Origin of the sequence: Pseudoalteromonas sp. MIP2626 (assembly GCF_013414205.1) — a bacterium.
Taxonomy (GTDB): domain Bacteria; phylum Pseudomonadota; class Gammaproteobacteria; order Enterobacterales; family Alteromonadaceae; genus Pseudoalteromonas; species Pseudoalteromonas nigrifaciens.
In genome coordinates this window covers 305,513-325,503 of the sequence record NZ_JAATTW010000001.1, presented here as the reverse complement: position 1 = coordinate 325,503, position 19,991 = coordinate 305,513, and the positions used below count along the sequence as shown (strand labels likewise).

Here is a 19,991-nt window from a genome sequence, read left to right as displayed (position 1 = left end):
AAATTTGGTGGGTAATACTAATTAATCAATAATAATTATAAAGGTCGCAGTGATGAAGCATTTAGGGATTTTATGTGTATTTTTCGTCATGTTCACGTGTCAGGTGCAGTCACAAGCTCGTTTACCTCTAAGTGATTATTTTTTTGAAACATGGAATACCCGCTCAGGCCTGCCTCACAATAGTATTAATAGCTTAGCGCAAACTCAAGACGGTTATTTATGGATAGCAACATGGGAGGGTTTAGCGCGCTTTAATGGCCAAGAATTTAAACTATTTACTCGCGCTGAAATAAATAATATTCCCGACTCAGGGCTTCGTGCACTTACTCCTACCGATGACGGCGGCTTATTAATAGCCGGTGCAAGAGGTGGTATCAGCTTATATCAATATAGACAGTGGAATACTCAGCCGAGTGCCTCAGCTATGGTTAATCACATAATTAAAAGTAACGATGACGGGTTTTGGCTGGCATTAGAAAACGATGGCGTATTTTACCGCGGGGCTAATAGTAAACACGATCAGGCCATTGTTCATAATGTTAGCGCCTATCGTGTGCTTGAAGATGCCAATGGCGTTATTTGGGCTGCTACTAGCGATGGTTTATATAAAATTGTTGATCAGCAAGCAAGCTTAATAACAGCCGATGACGGGCTACCCAATGCAGCAGTTTATACTCTACTACTTACTCGCCAAGGGAAATTAATTATTGGCAGTGAGCGCGGCGCTTATATTCTCAAAGACGCAGTATTTACTGCCATCCATCCACAGCTCAGTGTCGAGTCTATTTCTAGTTTATTAGAAGATAACCACGGTGATTTATGGTTTGGCACTATTAATAAAGGTATTTTTCGACTCAGTGTGGCTGGGCTTGAGCAATTAGATGCGAAAGGCGGACTCCCTGCTAATAGAATATTGTCTTTATTACAAGATAGAGAAAACAGTATTTGGGTGGGCACTAATGCGGGGCTTTTTAGATTAAGAGAAGCGCCATTTACCGCCTGGACTACTAAGCGGGGTTTAGCTGGGGATTATGTGCGAACAGTATTATCGCACTCCGATGGTAGTTTATGGGTAGGGAGTAGTGCTGGCCTTAACAAAATTAAAAATAATAATGTAATTCAAATAGAAGGCACTAAAGAAGGTTCTCCCTATTCGGTATTGAGCTTACTAGAAGACAAGGATGGTGATGTATGGATTGGCACTTATACATCGGGTGTACTAAAGGTCAGTAATAATAAAATAACACCTTATTTAAATCGTAGTAATGGCCTTGGGAGTAACGAAGTAAGAGGGCTATTACTCGACTCTAAACAGCGGTTATGGATTGGCTCTGCTATGGGGTTAACGCGAGTTGAAAAAGATGGCTCATTAGTACAATTTACCAATAAAAAAGAGCTGCCTAGCGGTTTTGTTTTAGCACTTAGTGAAGACAAAAAAGGCAACATTTGGGTTGGCACCGGTAATGGTGTTGTGGTGTTTAATATGCTAACTGAGCAATTTAGTGCCATAAGCTTTCCTGCGCAATTTGCTGCCGAGTATGGGTTTGGTTTTTATTTTGATGACGACTACACATGGATTACTACAGATCGTGGGTTAATGCGCTATGAGTATAGTACAGAGAAAATGGCTATTTTAGGGCGTGAGCAAGGACTGCCAGTCGATAAGTTATTTCAAATTGTGGCCCACAAAAATTCATTTTGGTTATCGAGTAACCGCGGGGTTATTCAGGTTGATCGCCAGCACGTTAATCATGTTCTAGATGAAAAACAAAAAAATATAAATATTCCACTTGTATTCCAACTTTATGACGAGGGCGATGGCATGCTCAGCGCACAAGTTAATGGTGGCTCGACCCCATCAGCAACAGTGCATAAAGATGGCACAATTTGGTTTGCTACTGCAAAAGGAGTAAGCGCGCTAAAACCTGAGTTATTGCAAGCATCAACTAAAGTAGACTTACCTACTATGATTGAGAGCTTTAGCGTTAACGGCAGAGCAACAGCGCTCCCATTAGATGGTGAAACAGTATTATTGCCGCCTAATGTTTCTAGGTTATCTTTTCAGTATGCGGGTTTGAGTTTTATTATGCCGCAGCGTTTAAGTTTTCAAACACAGTTAGAAGGTTTTAATAAAGAGTGGGTAAACCGCCAGCACATGACAGGTGCAGAATACACCAACTTACCTGCAGGTAAGTATACGTTTAAGGTGCGCGCCGGGTATCCAAATACGCAATGGCAGCAAAATGAGCAAAAAATTAGCTTTATAATTCAGGCGCATTATTGGCAAAAACTGAGCTTTAAATTAACACTGTTTTTTACTTTTTTGGTCACTATATATGCTATTTATAAATACCGCTTATATCATTATAAAAAAGTAGAGGCAGAGCTAACCAAACGAGTAGAGAAGCAAACACAAGACCTTCAAGATCAAGCCAATGCCTTTGCTTATCAAGCTACTCACGACCAACTTACTGACATGCCTAACCGGCGCGCTTTTGATAGTTGGTTAGCAGCAAACTTTGCCACTTATAAGCAGGAAAATAAAATATTAGCTATTGCTATCATGGATATAGATCACTTTAAGCGAGTGAACGATGGCTGGTCACACATTGTTGGTGATAAAGTTATTTGTGAAATAGCCAAAATGCTTAAATCGCGCTGTGAAGGAGAGCAACAAGTAGCTCGCTGGGGCGGGGAGGAATTTACCTTAGTATTCCCTAACAAAACAGCAGCAGAAGCAAAGCTCATGTGTGAACTATTACGCGAGGATATTGCAAGTAACGATTTTTCAGTAATTGCAGAAGGGTTGCATCAAGTAACCGTAAGTTTTGGTGTTTCTGACTCCAATAATATAGACGATTACGACCGACTGTTATCAGGAGCCGATCAGGCATTATACAAAGCAAAAAACGGTGGCCGTAATCGTACCGAAATCATGTAATTGAAAAGTGCCTCAGTTGCACACATATAGAGAGTATACATTGAGCGAAGGCATCAGCATGATAAATGGATTGTTAATTGTTACCTTAATTATTTTTGTGGTTATTTTTTGGCGTTGGCCTGCTATTCAAAATAGATTATGGCGACGTAAATATAAAACTCTTGAGCTTAATTCGCAGCAAAAAGATATTTTACTGCGTTGTATGCCTATTTATAAAAAAATGACCGATGCCGATAGAGCAAAGTTAGAGCGCCATATTATGTGGTTTTTAAGCGAAAAACGCTTTGTAGGGTGCGATGGCTTAAAACTAACTGGCGCAATGAAGTTAATAGTTGCTGCAGATGCCTGCCTGCTAGTGCTCAATAAGCCTTGGCCTTTGTATAAAAACGTAAAAGAAATACTCCTATACCCAAGTGCTTATTATGCACCACAGTCAACGCGTGATAGTGCTGGCTTAGTTAGCTATCATAATGCAGTTAGGCTTGGAGAGTCGTGGCCAGGAGGTACACTAGTACTTAGTTGGCACGATGTACTAGAGGGAAATAGATTACCCAGTGATGGCCATAACTTAGTGTTTCATGAATTCGCGCATCAGCTAGATCAAGAAACCGGCAAAACAACCGGCACGCCGTTACTTAAAACTGCAGCCGAGTATAAAGAATGGGGGCGCGTATTTAGTCGTGCCTTTAATCAGTTAAAAAGTCATGTTGCTTATAGTATGGAGCATGTTATTCATAGTTATGGTGCGACTAATGAGGCTGAATTTTTTGCGGTGATCACCGAAACCTTTTTAGAAAAACCAGCAGAGCTGCGCCGATATGACCCTGAAATTTATCGCTTGCTGGTGGACTATTATCAATTTGACCCTATAGTCTGGCATTAATTTACGGCATTTCATCCTATAACGCTGGCAACTTGTCGGCGTTTTTGTTGCAATCATGTAAGAGAGTTACATAGAGCAACAATAATAAGTGAGAATTGCATGAAAAAAATGCTGCAAACGGTGCTAGCTTTATCTGTGTCATTGGCATTAGGCAACGCACAAGCCCAACAAGACGATGAGCCAAAATGGCAAGTAGATTCACCTAAAGGGCAATTTGTAGACGCCACCATTAGTGTTGATCAAGGCACATGGATGAACTTAGATATTAGCCCTGATGGTAAAACACTGGTGTTTGATTTACTTGGCGATATTTATACTATGCCAATAAGTGGTGGCAGTGCCACACAACTAACCTCAGATATTGCATGGCAAATGCAACCGCGCTTTAGCCCAAATGGTAAACACATTGCTTTTACCTCAGATCAAGGGGGCGGCGATAATATTTGGATTATGGATTTAAACGGCGAAAACCAAAGTGCAGTAACCGACGAAACCTTTCGCTTATTAAACAGCCCTGCATGGAGTCCTGATGGCGACTACCTAGTTGCCCGTAAACACTTCACCGCAAGTCGCTCATTAGGGGCAGGCGAAGTATGGCTTTACCATAAAGCGGGTGGCAAAGGAGTACAGCTTACTAAGCGAGCTGACGATCAAAAAGACTTGGGTGAGCCGATGTTTTCGCCCGATGGTCGTTATGTGTACTTTTCACATGATGCAACACCTGGTAAAACCTTTCATTATTCAAAAGACTCTGTAGCGGGAATTTATAAAGTAAAACGTTACGACCGTGAAACTGGCGAAATTGAAACGGTGATTAGTGGCATGGGTGGCGCAATAAGACCAACACCCTCACCCGATGGTAAAAAGCTTGCTTATATAAAGCGTGATGACTTTCAAACTAGCCTGTATTTATACGACTTAACTAGCGGTGAGCATACTAAACTCTACGATAAGTTAGAGCGTGATATGCAAGAAACCTGGGCTATTCATGGTGTTTACCCCACGATTGCTTGGACGCCAGATAACCAACAGCTGGTATTTTGGGCTGGTGGCACAATACATAAACTCGATGTTAGCGATAAATCGGTAGAAACCATTGCTTTTAAAGTACAAACCACTAAAAAAATTCAAAAAGCAGTGCGTTTTACACAAAACCTCGATACAGATGAATTTGATGTAAAAATGCTGCGTAACGTACAAATTAGCCCAGATGGTGAAACGGCTATTTTTGAAGCGTTAGGACACATTTATAAACGTGATTTAGAATCAGGTAAAATTAAACGCTTAACCAAACAAACCGATCATTATGAGCTATTTCCGCAGTACTCGCGCGATGGCAAAAAAATAGTTTACGCCACATGGGACGATAACGAGCAAGGCCAAGTACGTGTGGTTTCTGCGAGCAGTGGCCGTGGCGACACTATAACTGAGCAACCGGGTAAATACGTTGAGCCTACCTTTAGCCCAGACGGTAAAACAGTGGTTTATCGCAAAGCCACTGGTGGCAGTATTTTAAACCCTAAGTGGTCGCTAAACCCAGGCGTTTACAGCGTAAGCACTAAAGGTGGCAAAAGTGAGTTAATTTCAAAAAGTGGTTATCAGCCACAGTTTGGTGCAGCTAACGATCGGGTTTACATTATGAGCCCATGGCCAAAACCAACGCTTAGTGTAGTTGAGCTTGATACTAAAAAAGTACGTAAGCTTTACGAATCTGAGCATGCCACCGAATTTAGAGTATCGCCAGATGGCCAATACCTTGCGTTTGCGGAGCGTTTTAAAGTATTTGTAACACCGTTTGTAGAAAGCGGTAAAACGCTTAATATTAGCCCCACAGACAACCAATTTCCTATTGAGCAGCTCTCTGTTCGTGCGGGAGAAAGCATTAGTTGGAGCGCTAACAGCAATAAGTTATATTGGACCTTAGGCCCTGAGCTTTACCATGCCAGCCTTGAGGGTATGTTTGCTATTAACAAAGCTGACGATAAAGACTTTAAAGTAAAAAGTGGAGATAACATTAGCTTTAGTAAAAAAATGGCTGAGCCAAAGGGCATGATAGCCCTAACTGGCGCTAAAATTATTACTATGGATGGTGAAAAAGTGATTGAGAATGGCGTGATTATCACCGATGGTAAGCATATAAAAGCCATTGGTACAGCCGCTGATATAAGCATTCCTAAAGGTGCTAAAGTAGTTGATGTAACAGGCAAAACGATTATGCCTGGGATAGTCGATGCTCATGCGCATGGCTCGCAAGCAAGTGATGAAATTATTCCACAACAAAACTGGAAAAACTTTGCAGGGCTTGCATTAGGTGTAACCACAATTCACGATCCATCAAACGATACCTCTGAAATATTCACCGCCAGCGAAATGCAAAAAGCAGGCATGATAGTTGGCCCGCGTATATTCTCTACCGGTACGATTTTATATGGCGCCAATATGCCAGGGTATACCTCGCATATTGACTCGTTAGATGATGCTAAATTTCATTTAGAGCGTTTAAAAAAGGTCGGTGCATTTAGTGTTAAATCGTACAACCAACCGCGTCGCGAGCAACGCCAGCAAGTAATAGAGGCTGGGCGTGAACTGCAAATGATGGTAGTGCCTGAAGGTGGTTCATTACTACAGCATAACTTAAGTATGATAGTAGATGGGCATACAGGCATTGAGCATTCAATTCCAGTAGAGCATATTTACGACGATATAAAACAGCTGTGGTCACAAAGTGATGTAGGTTATACGCCAACGCTGGTTGTAGCCTATGGCGGTATTTGGGGCGAAAATTACTGGTACGATAAAACGGATGTGTGGAATCACCCACGGTTAAGTAAATTTGTACCTAAAAACCAATTACTACCACGCTCAATGCGCCGTGTTAAAGCACCTGAGTATCACTATAACCACTTTAACAATGCCCGCGTAGCTGCTGAGCTGCAAGACTTAGGTGTGCTAGTTAACTTAGGTGCGCATGGCCAACGTGAAGGTTTAGGTGCGCACTGGGAAATGTGGATGTTTGCCCAAGGTGGTATGACCCCACTTGAAGCAATTAGGGCCTCAACACTTGATCCTGCTAAGTACTTAGGGCTAGATAAAAACGTCGGATCGCTTGAAGTAGGTAAACTTGCTGATTTAATGGTAATTGATGGCGACCCGCTAAGTAATATCCGCGACTCAGACAAAATTGACTACACCATGATCAACGGCCGCTTATTTAATGCCGCAACTATGGTTGAAGTGGGTAAAAAGCAGCGTAAACCACTTTATTTTGAAAACAACAAATAGCATTTAAAGTTAGAGTTTAAATAACCCATAACACATTTAAAAGCGGCTAACTTAGTTTTAAGTTAGCCGCTTTTTTATAGGCATAAAAAAACCGCTTAACGCGGTTTATTTTAAAATCAAATTAGGTTGTTAAACAACACCGCGCGGTAAACGACAGTCGTGCTCTTTACGCGCTAATTCTACAATCCAAAACTCTTCAGCTGTGTAACCGTCTTCATTTTCGGTAACAACAGTAAATGGTGCTTTTTTCTGTGCTTTAGCAGGCGCAGCCACTTTAGTTTTTTTCGTTTTAGCAGTTTTGCCAGAAGTTAACTTTTTAGTTAACTCTGCTACATCAGCTAGGCGTAGGTTTTTTCCGCCATCGATGCTGTACCAGCCTGGTTTTGTAGTGATTTCAGGTTTTTTACCGTTGGCAGCTTCATACGCTGATTCAAAGGCAGATAACACTGCTGTTTTGTCTAGTTTGCTCATTAGAGACCCTATACGTTGTTAACACAGATAAAGAAGTCCTATTTATACCTATTTTAAAAGTGTTTTTCAATTTTTTGCGATTTTCCTTCCATTTTAGCCCATAAACAGCCAAAATTTGCACAAAATTCAGTGTTAAGTAAGGTAACTTGTATGCAACGTCGAGAATTTAACCAGCTGTTAAATGACATTTTAAAACCCCACACAATTAATGATTTCTGCCCAAATGGCCTACAAGTTGAAGGCAAAAATGAAATTAAAACCATAATTACTGGTGTTACTGCAAGCCAAGCACTGATCGATGCTGCAATAGAAAAAAATGCTGATGCAATATTAGTGCACCATGGGTACTTTTGGAAAGGCGAATCGCAACCAATTACAGGTATGAAAAAACGCCGCATTGGTGCGTTGTTAGCAAATGACATTAACTTATTTGCTTATCATTTACCGCTCGATATACATCCGGTACTAGGTAATAACGCACAATTAGCACTGCTGCTAGATATTGAAATTGAGGCGGGTTTAGAGCCTGTTGCAAACAGCGTAGCGATGAAAGGGCGTTTAAAAACACCGTTAACGGGTGAAGAGTTTGCCAATAAAATAGCCCAAGTGTTAAACAGAACACCACTGAGCAGTTTAGTACGAACCGATAAAATAGAGACAATTGGGTTATGCACAGGTGGCGGGCAAGGTTACATTGACCTAGCTGCAGAGCAGGGCCTTGACGCCTATTTAACCGGCGAAGCGTCGGAGCAAACTATTCATAGCTCGCGCGAGCAGAATATTGACTTTTTTGCCGCAGGGCACCACGCCACAGAACGCTACGGCATTAAAGCATTAGGCGAGCTGCTCGCTCAAGAGCATGGTTTTGACGTCACATTTATTGACATAGATAACCCAGTATAAATAGTTGAAAATGTAATACATACAGAATCATCATTAGCTACCTAGCTGCTATATAAAGTTAAGTAGCAGCTAGGTGATTAATTAGCTAATGGCTAATGCATTGAGAAATTATTTATAAAGAGATGAGGCTCATCATTAGCTGCCATGGTTTTGGTAAATAACGCAAAAACCGTATTAATACATGTGTTAGTGAACGTTGCGGCTGTGGAGTTTTTACTACATGCAAAGTAACAGTTTAAAATTAAGCTATTAATATTAAAAACTATTTTATATTTAAGCAGCTATCGCGTTTTAGGGCTTAGTGTTTGAAGGCTTTTTCTATAACTAGAAGCTTCAGAGTCTCGAATATAAGTAATGATAGGAGTCACTTTTGAGCGAAATAAAAATATTTAGTCTTTTTTTAATTACTGCCTTGGCAGAAATAATAGGCTGTTACTTACCATACCTTTGGTTGCGCGAGGGGAAATCGGTTTGGTTACTGGTTCCTGCAGCCCTTAGCCTGGCACTATTTGCTTGGTTATTGTCGTTACACCCAGCCGCTTCGGGTAGGGTTTATGCCGCTTATGGTGGCGTGTATATTTTTATGGCTATTTTGTGGTTGTGGATTGTTGATGGTATTCGTCCAATTACATGGGATCTGGTGGGTTCCGGTGTAGCACTTGTGGGTATGGCTATCATTATGTTTGCTCCACGTAGCGTATAACAACAGTACCTGAGGTAATAGGTTGTAATTACAGCGTAGTTAAAAAAACTGCATATATTCGTAAATTATCAGGTCTAAATCAGTTCAACCGCACATTAAAAATGTAGCTCTAATTGTTGAGAACTACGACTATGCTATTTAGTTTTATACTAAGAAACTTCAACTTATACTCCTCGGAAATACTGATTTAGGCGGCAGGAAATGCTGAGTTTAGGTTTGTTTTTAAATGCTAATGACACGAATTTACTTTTGGCTCAAGGATCGAAAACGAGCAGGCACAAGCTGTTGGTTACCAAGTCTGGGTGTGTTTTGCTATTTTACAGACCAACGATTTCTGGCGAGACTATGAGATAATGAAAGCAAATGGGGTTGTGTTTAATTATCAACCACTAGTTGAAGAGTATGCGACTGTAGTGTTTATAGAGTAACAAATGGGCTTTACTGCAACTCAATAGCTGTTTTCACCACATACTTAATCTGGCCACATCCAAGCCAATAAATTTAAAAGTTAAGAACCGATAAAAACTATGAGCACTGAAAATATTTCTCAAAAAAACGCTAGCTTTTTCCCTTGGCTGATTATGATCTTAATGTCGTCAGTGACCTTTGTAGGAATACTGTCGGAGTTGATGCCCTCAGGTGTTATGCCTTTAATGATGGCCGATCTTAATATTAGTGAAATGCAAACAGGTAATTTAGTGGGTTACTACGCCATTGCGTCAGCGATATTTGCAATTCCGCTCATTTCAATGACCATGCAATTTAATCGTAAGCACTTGCTACTGCTTTTATTGAGTGGCTTTGCTGTTTCAAACATTGTGGTTGGGCTGATTGATAATTATAACGTTATTATTTTTCTTAGGATTATCGGAGGCATTTGTGCAGGTGTGATGTGGCCAATGATTGCAGCCTACGGTATGCGACTGGTAGATGAGGAACATCATGGTAAGGCTATTGCGGTTATTATGGCAGGCACCACGCTGGGAATTAGTATTGGTATGCCCATAATGACCACTATTGGCAATGAATATGGTTGGCGAAGTGAGTTTACTGGCTTTGGGCTGGTTATTATTGCTATTGCAGTTATTAGCTTTTTTGCTTTGCCTTCAGCGCCCGGTGAAAAGCTGACCAAAAGCTCCTCACCTTTTGCGGTATTAACAAATCCAGCTGTACTAGTTATTCTTGTGCTTACCTTGCTTGGTGTAACCGCACATTATGGTGCTTATGTGTACATTACAAGCCTGGTTGAGGAAATTGGTTTAGCGGGTGGGATTGAAAGTGCTTTATTGTTTTTTGGTGTAGGTTCGATGATTTCTGTTTTTTTAGCTATAAAACTTATCGATAAATACCTGCGGCTATTAACAATCACCATGTTTGCATTACTTATTATTGCTATGCTCACATTACTCATATTTGGCAAAGTTAAGGGCATAGGGCATTTTTCTTTTTTTATATGGGGTCTTTCGTTTGGTCCATTAGTCACTTTAATGCAAGCAGCGGTTAGCAGGCAGGTAAAAAATGCCAAAGATGTTGCTACTTCAGTTCAGTCATCGGTATTTAATTTATCCGTTATGATCGCATCTTCTGTTGCTGGGCTGCTGCTGGGGAATTACTCCCCGATGAGCTTGGTGTACTTTGCCGTTGTTTTATCTATTCCGGGTATTATCATCGCATTTTTTGCGAAAAAGACTTTAAGTAAGGCGTTTTAGAAAAACTTACAGATACCGAAAATGACAGTTGTAGCTTGTTTATGCAGTAAAAGGGCCTAGATTGAGAGCTCTATTTACCTGCTTTGGCATTTTGAATTTGACTCTAAGCGCGATGTAAAATCACTTCTTGTTGGCTAACAAAGTAATCAAAGCCGTCATCGGTAAGTGGACTAACACGCGTGATTTTTTGGGATGCTATGCCGCTCACTGACAGAATGTACGACACTTATAACTGGCGAAAAGAGTTATAAATTAATAAAACCGGACACTTATTTAAGTAATCCGGTTTGATACACTTTTTGTAATAACGGCGCTGCACTTACGTTAAAGTGCTTCTGGGTCTGTCCAGCGGCGCATGCTGATCCACGCTTTACCCACTACTTCATGGCCGTATTGTGTTACTACATGCAAAGCTTGGGCATTTGGTACGAGTTGTTTGTGCCAAGGCAATACAGCAAAGTTATGATAGTCAGTTGCCGCTGTTATTACCTCAACGCCTTGGGCGGTAAATAAGTCTTTTGCACGCGGCATATGTAAAACAGAAGTAACCAATGCCACTTTATAGTCAACTAATATGGGGGCTAATAACTTTGCTTCGGCTGCGGTATCCATAGCAGCTGGGTTTTGCACTAAGCGATTTTTATTAATACCTAAACTTATTGCTGTTTTGTACATTAAGCTACTATTAGTAACTTTTTGGTATCCGCCGCCCGATACAATAAGTTGTGCATTTGGGTAGAGTTTGGCTAGCTTTATGCCTTCGACTAAACGAGTAAGTGCGCAGTTGCCAAGTTGGTTATTAGCACTTAAAGCCGTGTTGGGGTTAATGTCGCAACCGAGTACGACTATTTTATCAATTTTTGGCTGTTTTAATGAGTTAAATGCCAGTGCGGCTGGCTCGTTATTTTTTATAATTAGGTTAGCAACCAGCGGTGTGCTGAGTAAAAGCAGCGTCGCTAAGCTTATAAAAGATAAAAGCAAAGCAGGCCTTTTACCTCTAAATGCCAAAAGCAGCATAATAAGTGCAAATAGACCCAATAAAGGCAGTGGCATTAATAAACCACCCAGTAATTTTTTAATGGCAAACATAATGAGTAATATAAAAAGCTAAGTTAGCTTTATATTACTCATGTGTAAGGTGTTTATCGACCGTTATTTAACTTACAGGTATTTAAAAAGTGACGATAAACAGGGTTGTCTTTCATTTCTTTTTTCATCGCTAAATACATAGGGCGAGTTAATCCTAATGCTCCTAGCGGAATTGACTTAATTAATCCTTGGCTTTCGTAAGGTGTAACCAGCCAGTCGGGTAATGCAGCCACGCCCATACCCGCACTAACGAGTTGAAAAATAAGTAACCCCTGGTCAACTGTTTTAAGTGTGCCATCAAAACGGGCATTTTGAATAAAGTGTTTAAAAATATCTTGGCGTTCACGCGGAATAGGGTAGGAAATAATAGTTTCGTTTTTTAAATCAAGCGCCGTTACATAGGCTTTTTTAGCAAGATCATGGTCGGGGGCAACAATGAGCTTTAATTTAAAGTCGAATAAATGGGCGTATTCTAGCTGGTCGGGTTCGCGTATATCTGAGGTGAGCACTAGGTCTAGTTCATCACTTAATAAATCAGGAATAGCGTCGTAGCTAAAACCGCGTTCGTAATCAATTTTTATATCGGGCCAAAAATTATTAAATTCTTTAATTGTTGGCAGTAACCAATGAAAGCACGCATGGCATTCAACACTTAAGCGCATTTGTGAAATAGGCTGGTTTAAACTTTCTTTTAAGCGGCACTTGGTTGCTTCTACTTTTGGTAATATTTCGTGGGCTAATTCAAGTAATAGCATACCCTGGGGGGTAAATCGTACTGGTTGGGTTTTTCTCTCGAACAATTGGCAGTCTAATTTGTTCTCTAAATCTTTGATTTGATGTGATAAAGCCGATTGCGTTAAAAATAACTCACGTGCGGTATTAACCAAAGATCCCGTTTCTTTTAAGGTAGCAATGGTTTTTAAGTGTTTAAGACCAATCATCTTTAAAAATTCTCATGAAAAAGGTGAGTTTAACTCAGAGTAAGCACATATTACGCTTTTACAAAAAACGTTTCAACGTCTAGAAGGCTGTTAATTGTGTTTTATTAGTAACCTCTATGCTTAACATTAAGTTTTTTAATCATGAAAGTCATTTTAAAATAGATTTGATGGATTTTGCATGAGTTTAGCTCATGTTGGGTTTTGGTGTAATTACTAAAAATATTGTGGGCGAGCATGGATTTATTACAAAGGTTTTAAATGTTGATTACCCGAATGACACTGACCAAGTGTATTAGGATATTAATACAGCTAAGATGCCTAGTATTGCATGGATAAATCCAGATTGTGGTTTAAAACCAGATCATGGGACAAGCACTTACCAACATGGTTAAAACAACCAAAGAGCTGCGTGATGAGTTAAAGGTTAGATCTACACCTTAAAAATGTAGCTTACGTATATTACTTATATAAAAATAATCGTAAAAATAAGCCAGCAATAATTAGCTGGCTTTTTTATTATAGTGGGGCGTCGATTAGTAAAATAGCTTCTTGGGCTGTTACCGGTTTTGATTTTAAATAGCCTTGCCCGTAATTGCACTGCGTAGTTTGTAAAATAGCGAGTTGCTCAGCAGTTTCAATCCCCTCAGCAACCACTGCAAGATTAAGTGATATTGCTAGCGACAAAATAGCATCAACGAGTGGGTTGGCTGAGTCATGTAAGTGATCAATAAAGCTCTTATCTATTTTTAAAATATGAATAGGTAGCTGATGCAAGTAACCAAGCGCTGAGTAACCTGTACCAAAGTCATCAAGGCAAAGCTTTACTTTTAATGGCGATAAGCCTTCAATTATTTGCGTAGCTAAGTCTAAATTTTCGATTAATCCCGACTCTGTAATTTCTAAACACAAAGATCCCAGCGGGAGCTGATATTTATTATAAATAGCGTGAATTTGTGCCACAAAATCTAAACTGGCAAAGTGACGAGACGATACATTAACGGTGACTTTTAAAAATCTGTGTCCTTGTTGATGCCAAGTGCTAATTTGTTGTGCGGCTAAATCTAATAAATGTAAGTCTAAATTAATTATTTGCCCGGTTTTTTCAGCAATTTGAATAAAGTCATTTGGCGGTACAAACCCTTTACTGGGATGATGCCAACGAACAAGTGCTTCAAAACCGATTACTTCACATGTTGCAATGGTAAATATAGGCTGAAAATACAGCTCAAACTCATTGTGCTCTATACCGTGTTGTAAGTCGTTTTCAATATCGGCATGTGTTTTAAGCTTTTTACGCATAATATTATTAAATAGCTTAACTTGTCCGCGTCCTGTCGATTTAGCTTCGTACATAGCTGCATCAGCTTGTTGCAATAAAATATAGGCTTTGTCGCTTTCGTTATCACTAAATGCTACGCCAATACTTGTAGATGCTTGTAATAGGTGTCCGTCAATATTAATTGGCTTTGAAAGAGCAAGTTGTATGCGTTTGAGTGCATCGGTTACCTGATTGCGGTGAGTGATGTTTTCCATAAAAATAGCAAACTCATCCCCGCCTAAGCGTGAAAATGTGTCGGTATTGCGTACTGTGCCTTTAATTAGTTGGCATATTTTTATTAAAAAGTGATCACCAACTTCATGACCAAGTGAGTCATTAATACTTTTAAATCGATCAAAATCTAAATAGAGTAACGCGTGACTAGTGCCTTTTTTTACTCTTGCAAGGCGTAAAATAGCATGCTTAATTCGCTCAATAAGTAATGAGCGATTAGCTAGGCCAGTAAGATCATCGTGCAGGGCGCGGTGCTCTAATTCTTGGCGAGCTAATTGGCGGTCAATCGCCATACTTATTTGCCGGCTAACATAGGTTAGCAGCGCATTATCGTGTTGGCTGTAATGTAACGCTTTATCGTAACTTTGCACTACTATAACGCCGCTATGGCGATCGTTGACCCTAAATGGGACACCCAACCAAGATTCTGCTCGCCTACCCACCATTTTAAAATGTTGTTGTTCTACATGGTGTAAAAACTCACTATTAGTGAGCAGTAAAGATTGCTCTGTAACTAGTAAATAATACGAGGCAGTGTCTTTTAATTGCTCTTTTGAAATTTTTTGATGGCTGTTGGTTTTAATACCTTCCTCAACAATATAAACAATATCTAACACGTCAATTTGTTTATCGTATAGCGCTATAAAAAAGTTATCAGCAGGCAGTAAACTATCAATAATTAAATGCAGTGATTCAAAGAAAACGTCTAAATTTTTAGCTTTATAAGTTAAGTTTGCAATTTGCAGCAGGCTATTTTCTAACTTTTGGGCATTATTTAATTGTAAAACCGTTGTTTGTAAGCTGTTTACTGTATTAACTTGGTTTATTTTGGCACTTAATAAATGAGCAACCGTGGTGAGTATTTCGAGGTGCGAGTTAGTAAAATAATTTTTAATTGGGTGCTCACAATCTATAACCCCTAAAACATGATCCTTGTATATAAGCGGAACACATATTTCAGATTGAGCAGGGCGCTCATCAGCAATATAGCGGCTATCTTTGGTTACATCGCCAATCATGATTGCTTTAGCTGTGGTTGCTACATGGCCGGTGATACCTTCATCAAAGCGGATCACTTTTCGCTGTGCTTGATATTCTTTGCGCTCACTGGCAACGCCCATAGAAGCGGCTTGAATAAGCGTTAAATTGGCAGTATCAGCAAGATAAATAACACAATCAACAAAGCCAAGCCTATTAATTACTTGGGTAGTTACATATTCAAATAGCTCATCAAGCGTATCTAATTGCAGTAAGCTTGAGGAGAACTGATTAATTATACTCAGCTGATCGGTTTTAACTTCGAGCGCTGTAGTGGTATCTACTTTGTTAGGCATAGCAAATAATGTGGTTCTTAGTTAAGTATAAATACGGGTACTAATTTAACATGGTATTAACTTTCCCACAAAACAAAATGATAATTGCTTTATGCTAACTGTAAAGTTTAATTGCAGCGCTACGCAGGTTGATTATTTATAATAAGATCTTTACTCGAAAACGTCCTATGCCTATGATCGGATAAATTTAGCTTAGGGACCAACTCATGACCGTTAAAAATACAGACTCTGCAGCAACACTCACTATTACCAGACCAGATGATTGGCACGTACATTTACGTGATGGCGATCAATTAAAAGACACGGTTCGTGATATTAGCCGTTATATGGGCCGCGCAATTATTATGCCTAACTTAATGCCGCCAGCAACCTGCACAGATACGGCATTAGCTTACAGGGAACGTATAATGGCTGCAGGTCCACAAGGCAAATTTGAGCCTTTAATGGTGCTATACCTTACAGATAAAACAACCCCAGATGAAATAAAAAAAGCCAAAGCTACCGGCAAAATAGTTGCAGCAAAACTATATCCGGCAGGTGCTACAACAAACTCAGATTCAGGTGTTACCTCAATTAAAAATATTTACCCTGTTTTAGCTGCAATGCAAGACGTAGGCATGCTGCTGTTAATACACGGTGAGGTGACAGATTCGTCTATAGATATTTTTGACCGTGAAAAAATATTTATCGAAACGATTTTAGGTGACGTAGTAGCTGACTTTCCTGAGCTAAAAATAGTACTTGAGCATATTACAACCAAAGATGCGGTAGAGTTTGTAACCAATGCGCCGGATAATGTTGCAGCAACAATCACTGCTCATCATTTACTTTACAATCGCAACCATATGCTAGCAGGGGGCATTCGCCCTCATTATTACTGCTTACCTATTTTAAAGCGTAATATTCACCAACAGGCTTTAATGGCTGCTGCAGTAAGTGGTAATAAAAAATTCTTTTTAGGTACTGACTCTGCGCCTCATTATAAAGATAAAAAAGAAGCTGCGTGTGGTTGTGCAGGAGCTTATACCGCACATGCTGCTATTGAGTTATACGCAGAGGCATTTGAAGGTGCCGGTAAACTAGACAAGCTAGAAGGCTTTGCAAGCTTTTTTGGCCCAGACTTTTATGGCCTTGCACGTAATAAAGACACCATTACTTTAGAAAGAAGCCCGTGGCAAGTGCCTGCAAGTTATACGCTTGGCGACTCACAAGTAGTACCTATAAAGGCAGAAGATACAATTGACTGGCAAGTTAAGTAGCTTGGTTGCCTAAAGGACCTAAAATTTTAAAGCCGTTTATCTAAGCTAAGCGGCTTTTTCATTTTTTAAACGGAGTTTAAAGTTTAGGTAGAATCAGCTGGTAATTTTAGAAAAGCGCTTTAGATTTATTGTTAGATGATTATAGAAAATACTAAAGCGTTTAATAGTATTGCCAGCAAGGTGACAATTACAGGATAAAATCTATATTTATTTGCTTTTAAATTAACCGTTTAAGAAAAAAAATCAGAAACAACGCATTATTGATAAATATTTTCTAATTAATAGAGCGAAATAAAATTTAATGTGCTAATCTTAACTTGCTTTGAGTTTTTGCCTAATGAATTTACGGATGTTGTGCTGCGTTTAAGGTTACCGGTTTGGTTATTACTTCTTCCTGTACTGTACCTCCATATTTTTGAGCATTGATTCAAGGAGGATATTGCCATAATAATATGGCTGAATTTTAATTATTGACTTACAGGAAAATTTAGTATGTCGGTTACTGGTAAAGTAAAGTTTTTCAACGAAGCTAAAGGCTTTGGTTTCATTGAACAAGAAAATGGTCCTGACGTGTTTGTACATTTCAGCGCAATCACTGGTTCTGGTTTTCGCACTCTTAGCGAAGGTCAAGCAGTGACATTCAGCATCAAGCAAGGTCAAAAAGGCCCTGAAGCTGAGAACGTAGAAGCAGCATAATTTATTATGTGAACCTTCGTTCAACGTGGTGAAACAGGCTACTGTTTCACCATAATTTTCTTTTTAAATAATCCACACTCCCGCAAATAAAATCAAAATAATTACCTCAAAATATTTTAATTATCACTTACCAGTTTAAACACTATGCAGTCATATATTATTTTAATAATTCGTATTAGTAAAAACACCATCACTCAATAAATAAAATCACCCTTTTTGTATTTGCTATTTGTGGTTAAAAAACCACAAACACAGCTAATCATGGGATATAAAGTTTAATACTAATACTAACCCAATTTAAAATATGGCCATTCTAGCTTATTAAATAGTTTATACGCTGTGTTGAAAGTAGCTTATAAAAGGCAGCTATTAATTTAAATCCCCTTGCTATTTAACTCCCACTGAATTTAAACCAGCTTTAAGAAGTTTGCTACAAGGTCATTAAGGGTATTAAAAGTAACTTGTGAACGCATGTAAGATGCGTATATACGTGCTGCAAGCGTACTAAGGCGCGACAGTGACAACAGGGTATGACAGATTATCAGCCCATAGTTTAAGGGGTAAGCAGTCCTTAGGTTTAGCTTTAATGCAGTGTTAAATCAATTCACATCATTTTAAATTAATAAAAAATAATCAGGCTATTGAATTAAATGCTCATTAGCTGCGTTAAACATTATTTTTAGTCACTGCACGTACGTAATAAGGAAGAAGTGGTTGCGAAGTAATATTTCATAGCAACAAAATATAAAACCTTCATTAAGAGCAAGAAACCAGCTCACCATTAAACAACTCTTTTAATTAAGCATATTAATATTATTGCCTTAAGGTCTGTAGTAATTATCAACTACCCTAAAATAAGCTTACAGATACAGTTTTAGCAGCAAACACTGAATATAAACATTGTGCTAATAGGGCGGTAATGCTTTATATTATTTTTTATATTTTAAAAAATAGATGAACCGTATTTATTGTTTTAATTCTACCTTTATGACTAGTTTTTTATAATATAGTACACAGTAATTATTATGGAGTGAGTTGTAGATTCTCTATGATACAAATGTGTTTCGTGTATAAAACGCTCAAAAATTGTTAAAGATAAAATAATAGAAGGTTATTTATATTTTTTTTTTAGTCTCTAAATAGTTAATATTAAATGTTATAATAATGTTTACTTTTAAGTTGTTAATTATGAATGTTGTTATTACAAAAGGGTTTCATGAAAGTATTTGCGGTAAAGTGGTTGCAATAATGTTAATATTGTCAGGTTGGTATATTAAATAACTAGTTCATATGCATATTTATTTACAGGTAATGCTAAACATCAAGTTGACATGACTTACTGCATTTAGCATTATTGAAAGGTTGATATCTATTAAAAGATATCAGGGTTGTCTTCCTCTTGTAGGTTGATAATTAAATTATAAAAGTAACATTACTTAATTGGTTGGGAACTATGTCTGTTAAAATCAGAAAGAGTCTTGTAGCAACTGCGTTGGTTGGCGCATTTGCATTTGCAAGCAGCAATGTGATTGCAGATCCTTTGAATGACGTGCAACAAGCAGGTCAGCAAATTCAAAAGGCTGCAGTTAAGTCTCAAACTAAAATTGACAATGTATATGGTCAAACTCAAGAGCTAATAGCTGAGTACCGTAGCATCGTTGATGAGACTGAACTTATGAAAGTGTACAACGATCACGTAGCACGTTTGGTTGATGACCAAAACGCGTCTATTGAATCGTTTGACCGTCAAATAGCAACTATTGATAACACTAAACAAAACGTTGTGCCTCTGATGTATCGCATGATCGATACGCTTGAGCAATTCATCAAAGCGGACGTTCCATTTAATCTTGAAACGCGCTTAGGTCGTGTTGAAAGATTACGTGAAATCATGTCTTCTTCTTCTGTAACAACGTCTGAGAAATTCCGTCAAGTACTTGAAGCTTACACAGTAGAAACATCATACAGCTCAGCTGTAAATGCTTCACAAGGTACACTTGATGTTGATGGCCGTAGCATTAACGTTGATATCGGTCGTTTAGGTCGTATTACTTATGTTGCACAGTCTTTTGACTTAAAACATGCTTGGGTTTGGGATAACAACACTAAACAGTGGAAAGAATTAGGTGAAGAATACCTAAAATCTGTTAAAGAAGTGATCCGTATGGCACGTAAGCAAGCGACACTAGAACTTGTTAAACTACCAATTTTTGGCGCGGAGTAATCAA

13 protein-coding genes are annotated in these 19,991 nt (G+C 38.9%); 9 read left to right on the top strand and 4 right to left on the bottom strand.

Annotated features, from left to right (window positions below):
* The first annotated feature begins 103 nt into the window (after window positions 1–103).
* From HC000_RS01430 to HC000_RS01420, 3 genes are all read left to right on the top strand, one after another.
* Entirely contained in the window at window positions 104–2,941 is a 2,838-nt protein-coding gene (locus HC000_RS01430) for a two-component regulator propeller domain-containing protein (RefSeq protein ID WP_346010160.1), read from the top strand.
* 58 nt (window positions 2,942–2,999) lie between these two features.
* Window positions 3,000–3,824, top strand: a complete 825-nt coding sequence (locus HC000_RS01425; protein WP_179806731.1) for a M90 family metallopeptidase — start codon at window positions 3,000–3,002, stop codon at window positions 3,822–3,824.
* Window positions 3,825–3,923: 99 nt separating this feature from the next.
* On the top strand, window positions 3,924–7,106 hold the full coding sequence (locus HC000_RS01420) for an amidohydrolase family protein (RefSeq protein ID WP_179806730.1): 3,183 nt from the start codon (window positions 3,924–3,926) through the stop codon (window positions 7,104–7,106).
* A 129-nt stretch (window positions 7,107–7,235) separates the two neighbouring features.
* On the opposite strand, the gene HC000_RS01415 is transcribed toward HC000_RS01420, so the two are convergent.
* Window positions 7,236–7,577: a hypothetical protein gene (locus HC000_RS01415; RefSeq protein ID WP_011327857.1), complete on the bottom strand. Its 342-nt coding sequence runs from the start codon at window positions 7,575–7,577 to the stop codon at window positions 7,236–7,238.
* A 150-nt stretch (window positions 7,578–7,727) separates the two neighbouring features.
* Here HC000_RS01415 and HC000_RS01410 point away from each other — a divergent pair, with 150 nt between their 5' ends.
* The 3 genes from HC000_RS01410 (at window position 7,728) to HC000_RS01400 (ending at window position 10,892) form a co-directional block, all read left to right on the top strand.
* A complete protein-coding gene (locus HC000_RS01410) occupies window positions 7,728–8,480 on the top strand; it encodes a Nif3-like dinuclear metal center hexameric protein (protein WP_179806729.1) in 753 nt (250 codons plus the stop codon).
* A gap of 370 nt (window positions 8,481–8,850) precedes the next feature.
* On the top strand, window positions 8,851–9,183 hold the full coding sequence (locus tag HC000_RS01405; protein ID WP_179806728.1) for a YnfA family protein: 333 nt from the start codon (window positions 8,851–8,853) through the stop codon (window positions 9,181–9,183).
* Window positions 9,184–9,710: 527 nt separating this feature from the next.
* A complete protein-coding gene (locus HC000_RS01400; protein WP_179806727.1) occupies window positions 9,711–10,892 on the top strand; it encodes an MFS transporter in 1,182 nt (393 codons plus the stop codon).
* 324 nt (window positions 10,893–11,216) lie between these two features.
* Here the strand turns inward: HC000_RS01400 and HC000_RS01395 are convergent, their stop codons facing one another.
* The 3 genes from HC000_RS01395 to HC000_RS01385 form a co-directional block, all read right to left on the bottom strand.
* The gene (locus tag HC000_RS01395) at window positions 11,217–11,981 is read right to left on the bottom strand and encodes a YdcF family protein (RefSeq protein ID WP_179806726.1); all 765 of its coding nucleotides are present in this window, start codon (window positions 11,979–11,981) and stop codon (window positions 11,217–11,219) included.
* A gap of 53 nt (window positions 11,982–12,034) precedes the next feature.
* Window positions 12,035–12,922: a LysR family transcriptional regulator gene (locus HC000_RS01390; protein WP_011327866.1), complete on the bottom strand. Its 888-nt coding sequence runs from the start codon at window positions 12,920–12,922 to the stop codon at window positions 12,035–12,037.
* Between the two features lie 516 nt (window positions 12,923–13,438).
* Complete coding sequence (locus HC000_RS01385; RefSeq protein ID WP_179806725.1) at window positions 13,439–15,808, bottom strand: GGDEF domain-containing protein; 2,370 nt, start codon at window positions 15,806–15,808, stop codon at window positions 13,439–13,441.
* A 206-nt stretch (window positions 15,809–16,014) separates the two neighbouring features.
* Here HC000_RS01385 and pyrC point away from each other — a divergent pair, with 206 nt between their 5' ends.
* The 3 genes from pyrC to HC000_RS01370 all read left to right on the top strand — a co-directional run bounded on the left by pyrC (window position 16,015) and on the right by HC000_RS01370 (window position 19,987).
* Complete coding sequence (gene pyrC / locus HC000_RS01380) at window positions 16,015–17,067, top strand: dihydroorotase (RefSeq protein WP_179806724.1); 1,053 nt, start codon at window positions 16,015–16,017, stop codon at window positions 17,065–17,067.
* Between the two features lie 492 nt (window positions 17,068–17,559).
* Window positions 17,560–17,763: a cold-shock protein gene (locus HC000_RS01375; protein ID WP_002961702.1), complete on the top strand. Its 204-nt coding sequence runs from the start codon at window positions 17,560–17,562 to the stop codon at window positions 17,761–17,763.
* A gap of 1,453 nt (window positions 17,764–19,216) precedes the next feature.
* Window positions 19,217–19,987, top strand: a complete 771-nt coding sequence (locus HC000_RS01370; protein WP_058373057.1) for a DUF3450 domain-containing protein — start codon at window positions 19,217–19,219, stop codon at window positions 19,985–19,987.
* Window positions 19,988–19,991 lie beyond the last annotated feature (4 nt).

Excerpts from the sequence above, each read along its gene's own strand:
- HC000_RS01425 (WP_179806731.1), top strand. The coding sequence starts at position 3,000 with ATGATAAATGGATTGTTAATTGTTACCTTAATTATTTTTGTGGTTATT.
- HC000_RS01420 (WP_179806730.1), top strand. The coding sequence starts at position 3,924 with ATGAAAAAAATGCTGCAAACGGTGCTAGCTTTATCTGTGTCATTGGCA.
- HC000_RS01415 (WP_011327857.1), bottom strand. The coding sequence starts at position 7,577 with ATGAGCAAACTAGACAAAACAGCAGTGTTATCTGCCTTTGAATCAGCG.
- HC000_RS01410 (WP_179806729.1), top strand. The coding sequence starts at position 7,728 with ATGCAACGTCGAGAATTTAACCAGCTGTTAAATGACATTTTAAAACCC.
- HC000_RS01400 (WP_179806727.1), top strand. The coding sequence starts at position 9,711 with ATGAGCACTGAAAATATTTCTCAAAAAAACGCTAGCTTTTTCCCTTGG.
- HC000_RS01395 (WP_179806726.1), bottom strand. The coding sequence starts at position 11,981 with ATGTTTGCCATTAAAAAATTACTGGGTGGTTTATTAATGCCACTGCCT.
- HC000_RS01390 (WP_011327866.1), bottom strand. The coding sequence starts at position 12,922 with ATGATTGGTCTTAAACACTTAAAAACCATTGCTACCTTAAAAGAAACG.
- HC000_RS01385 (WP_179806725.1), bottom strand. The coding sequence starts at position 15,808 with ATGCCTAACAAAGTAGATACCACTACAGCGCTCGAAGTTAAAACCGAT.
- pyrC (WP_179806724.1), top strand. The coding sequence starts at position 16,015 with ATGACCGTTAAAAATACAGACTCTGCAGCAACACTCACTATTACCAGA.
- HC000_RS01375 (WP_002961702.1), top strand. The coding sequence starts at position 17,560 with ATGTCGGTTACTGGTAAAGTAAAGTTTTTCAACGAAGCTAAAGGCTTT.
- HC000_RS01370 (WP_058373057.1), top strand. The coding sequence starts at position 19,217 with ATGTCTGTTAAAATCAGAAAGAGTCTTGTAGCAACTGCGTTGGTTGGC.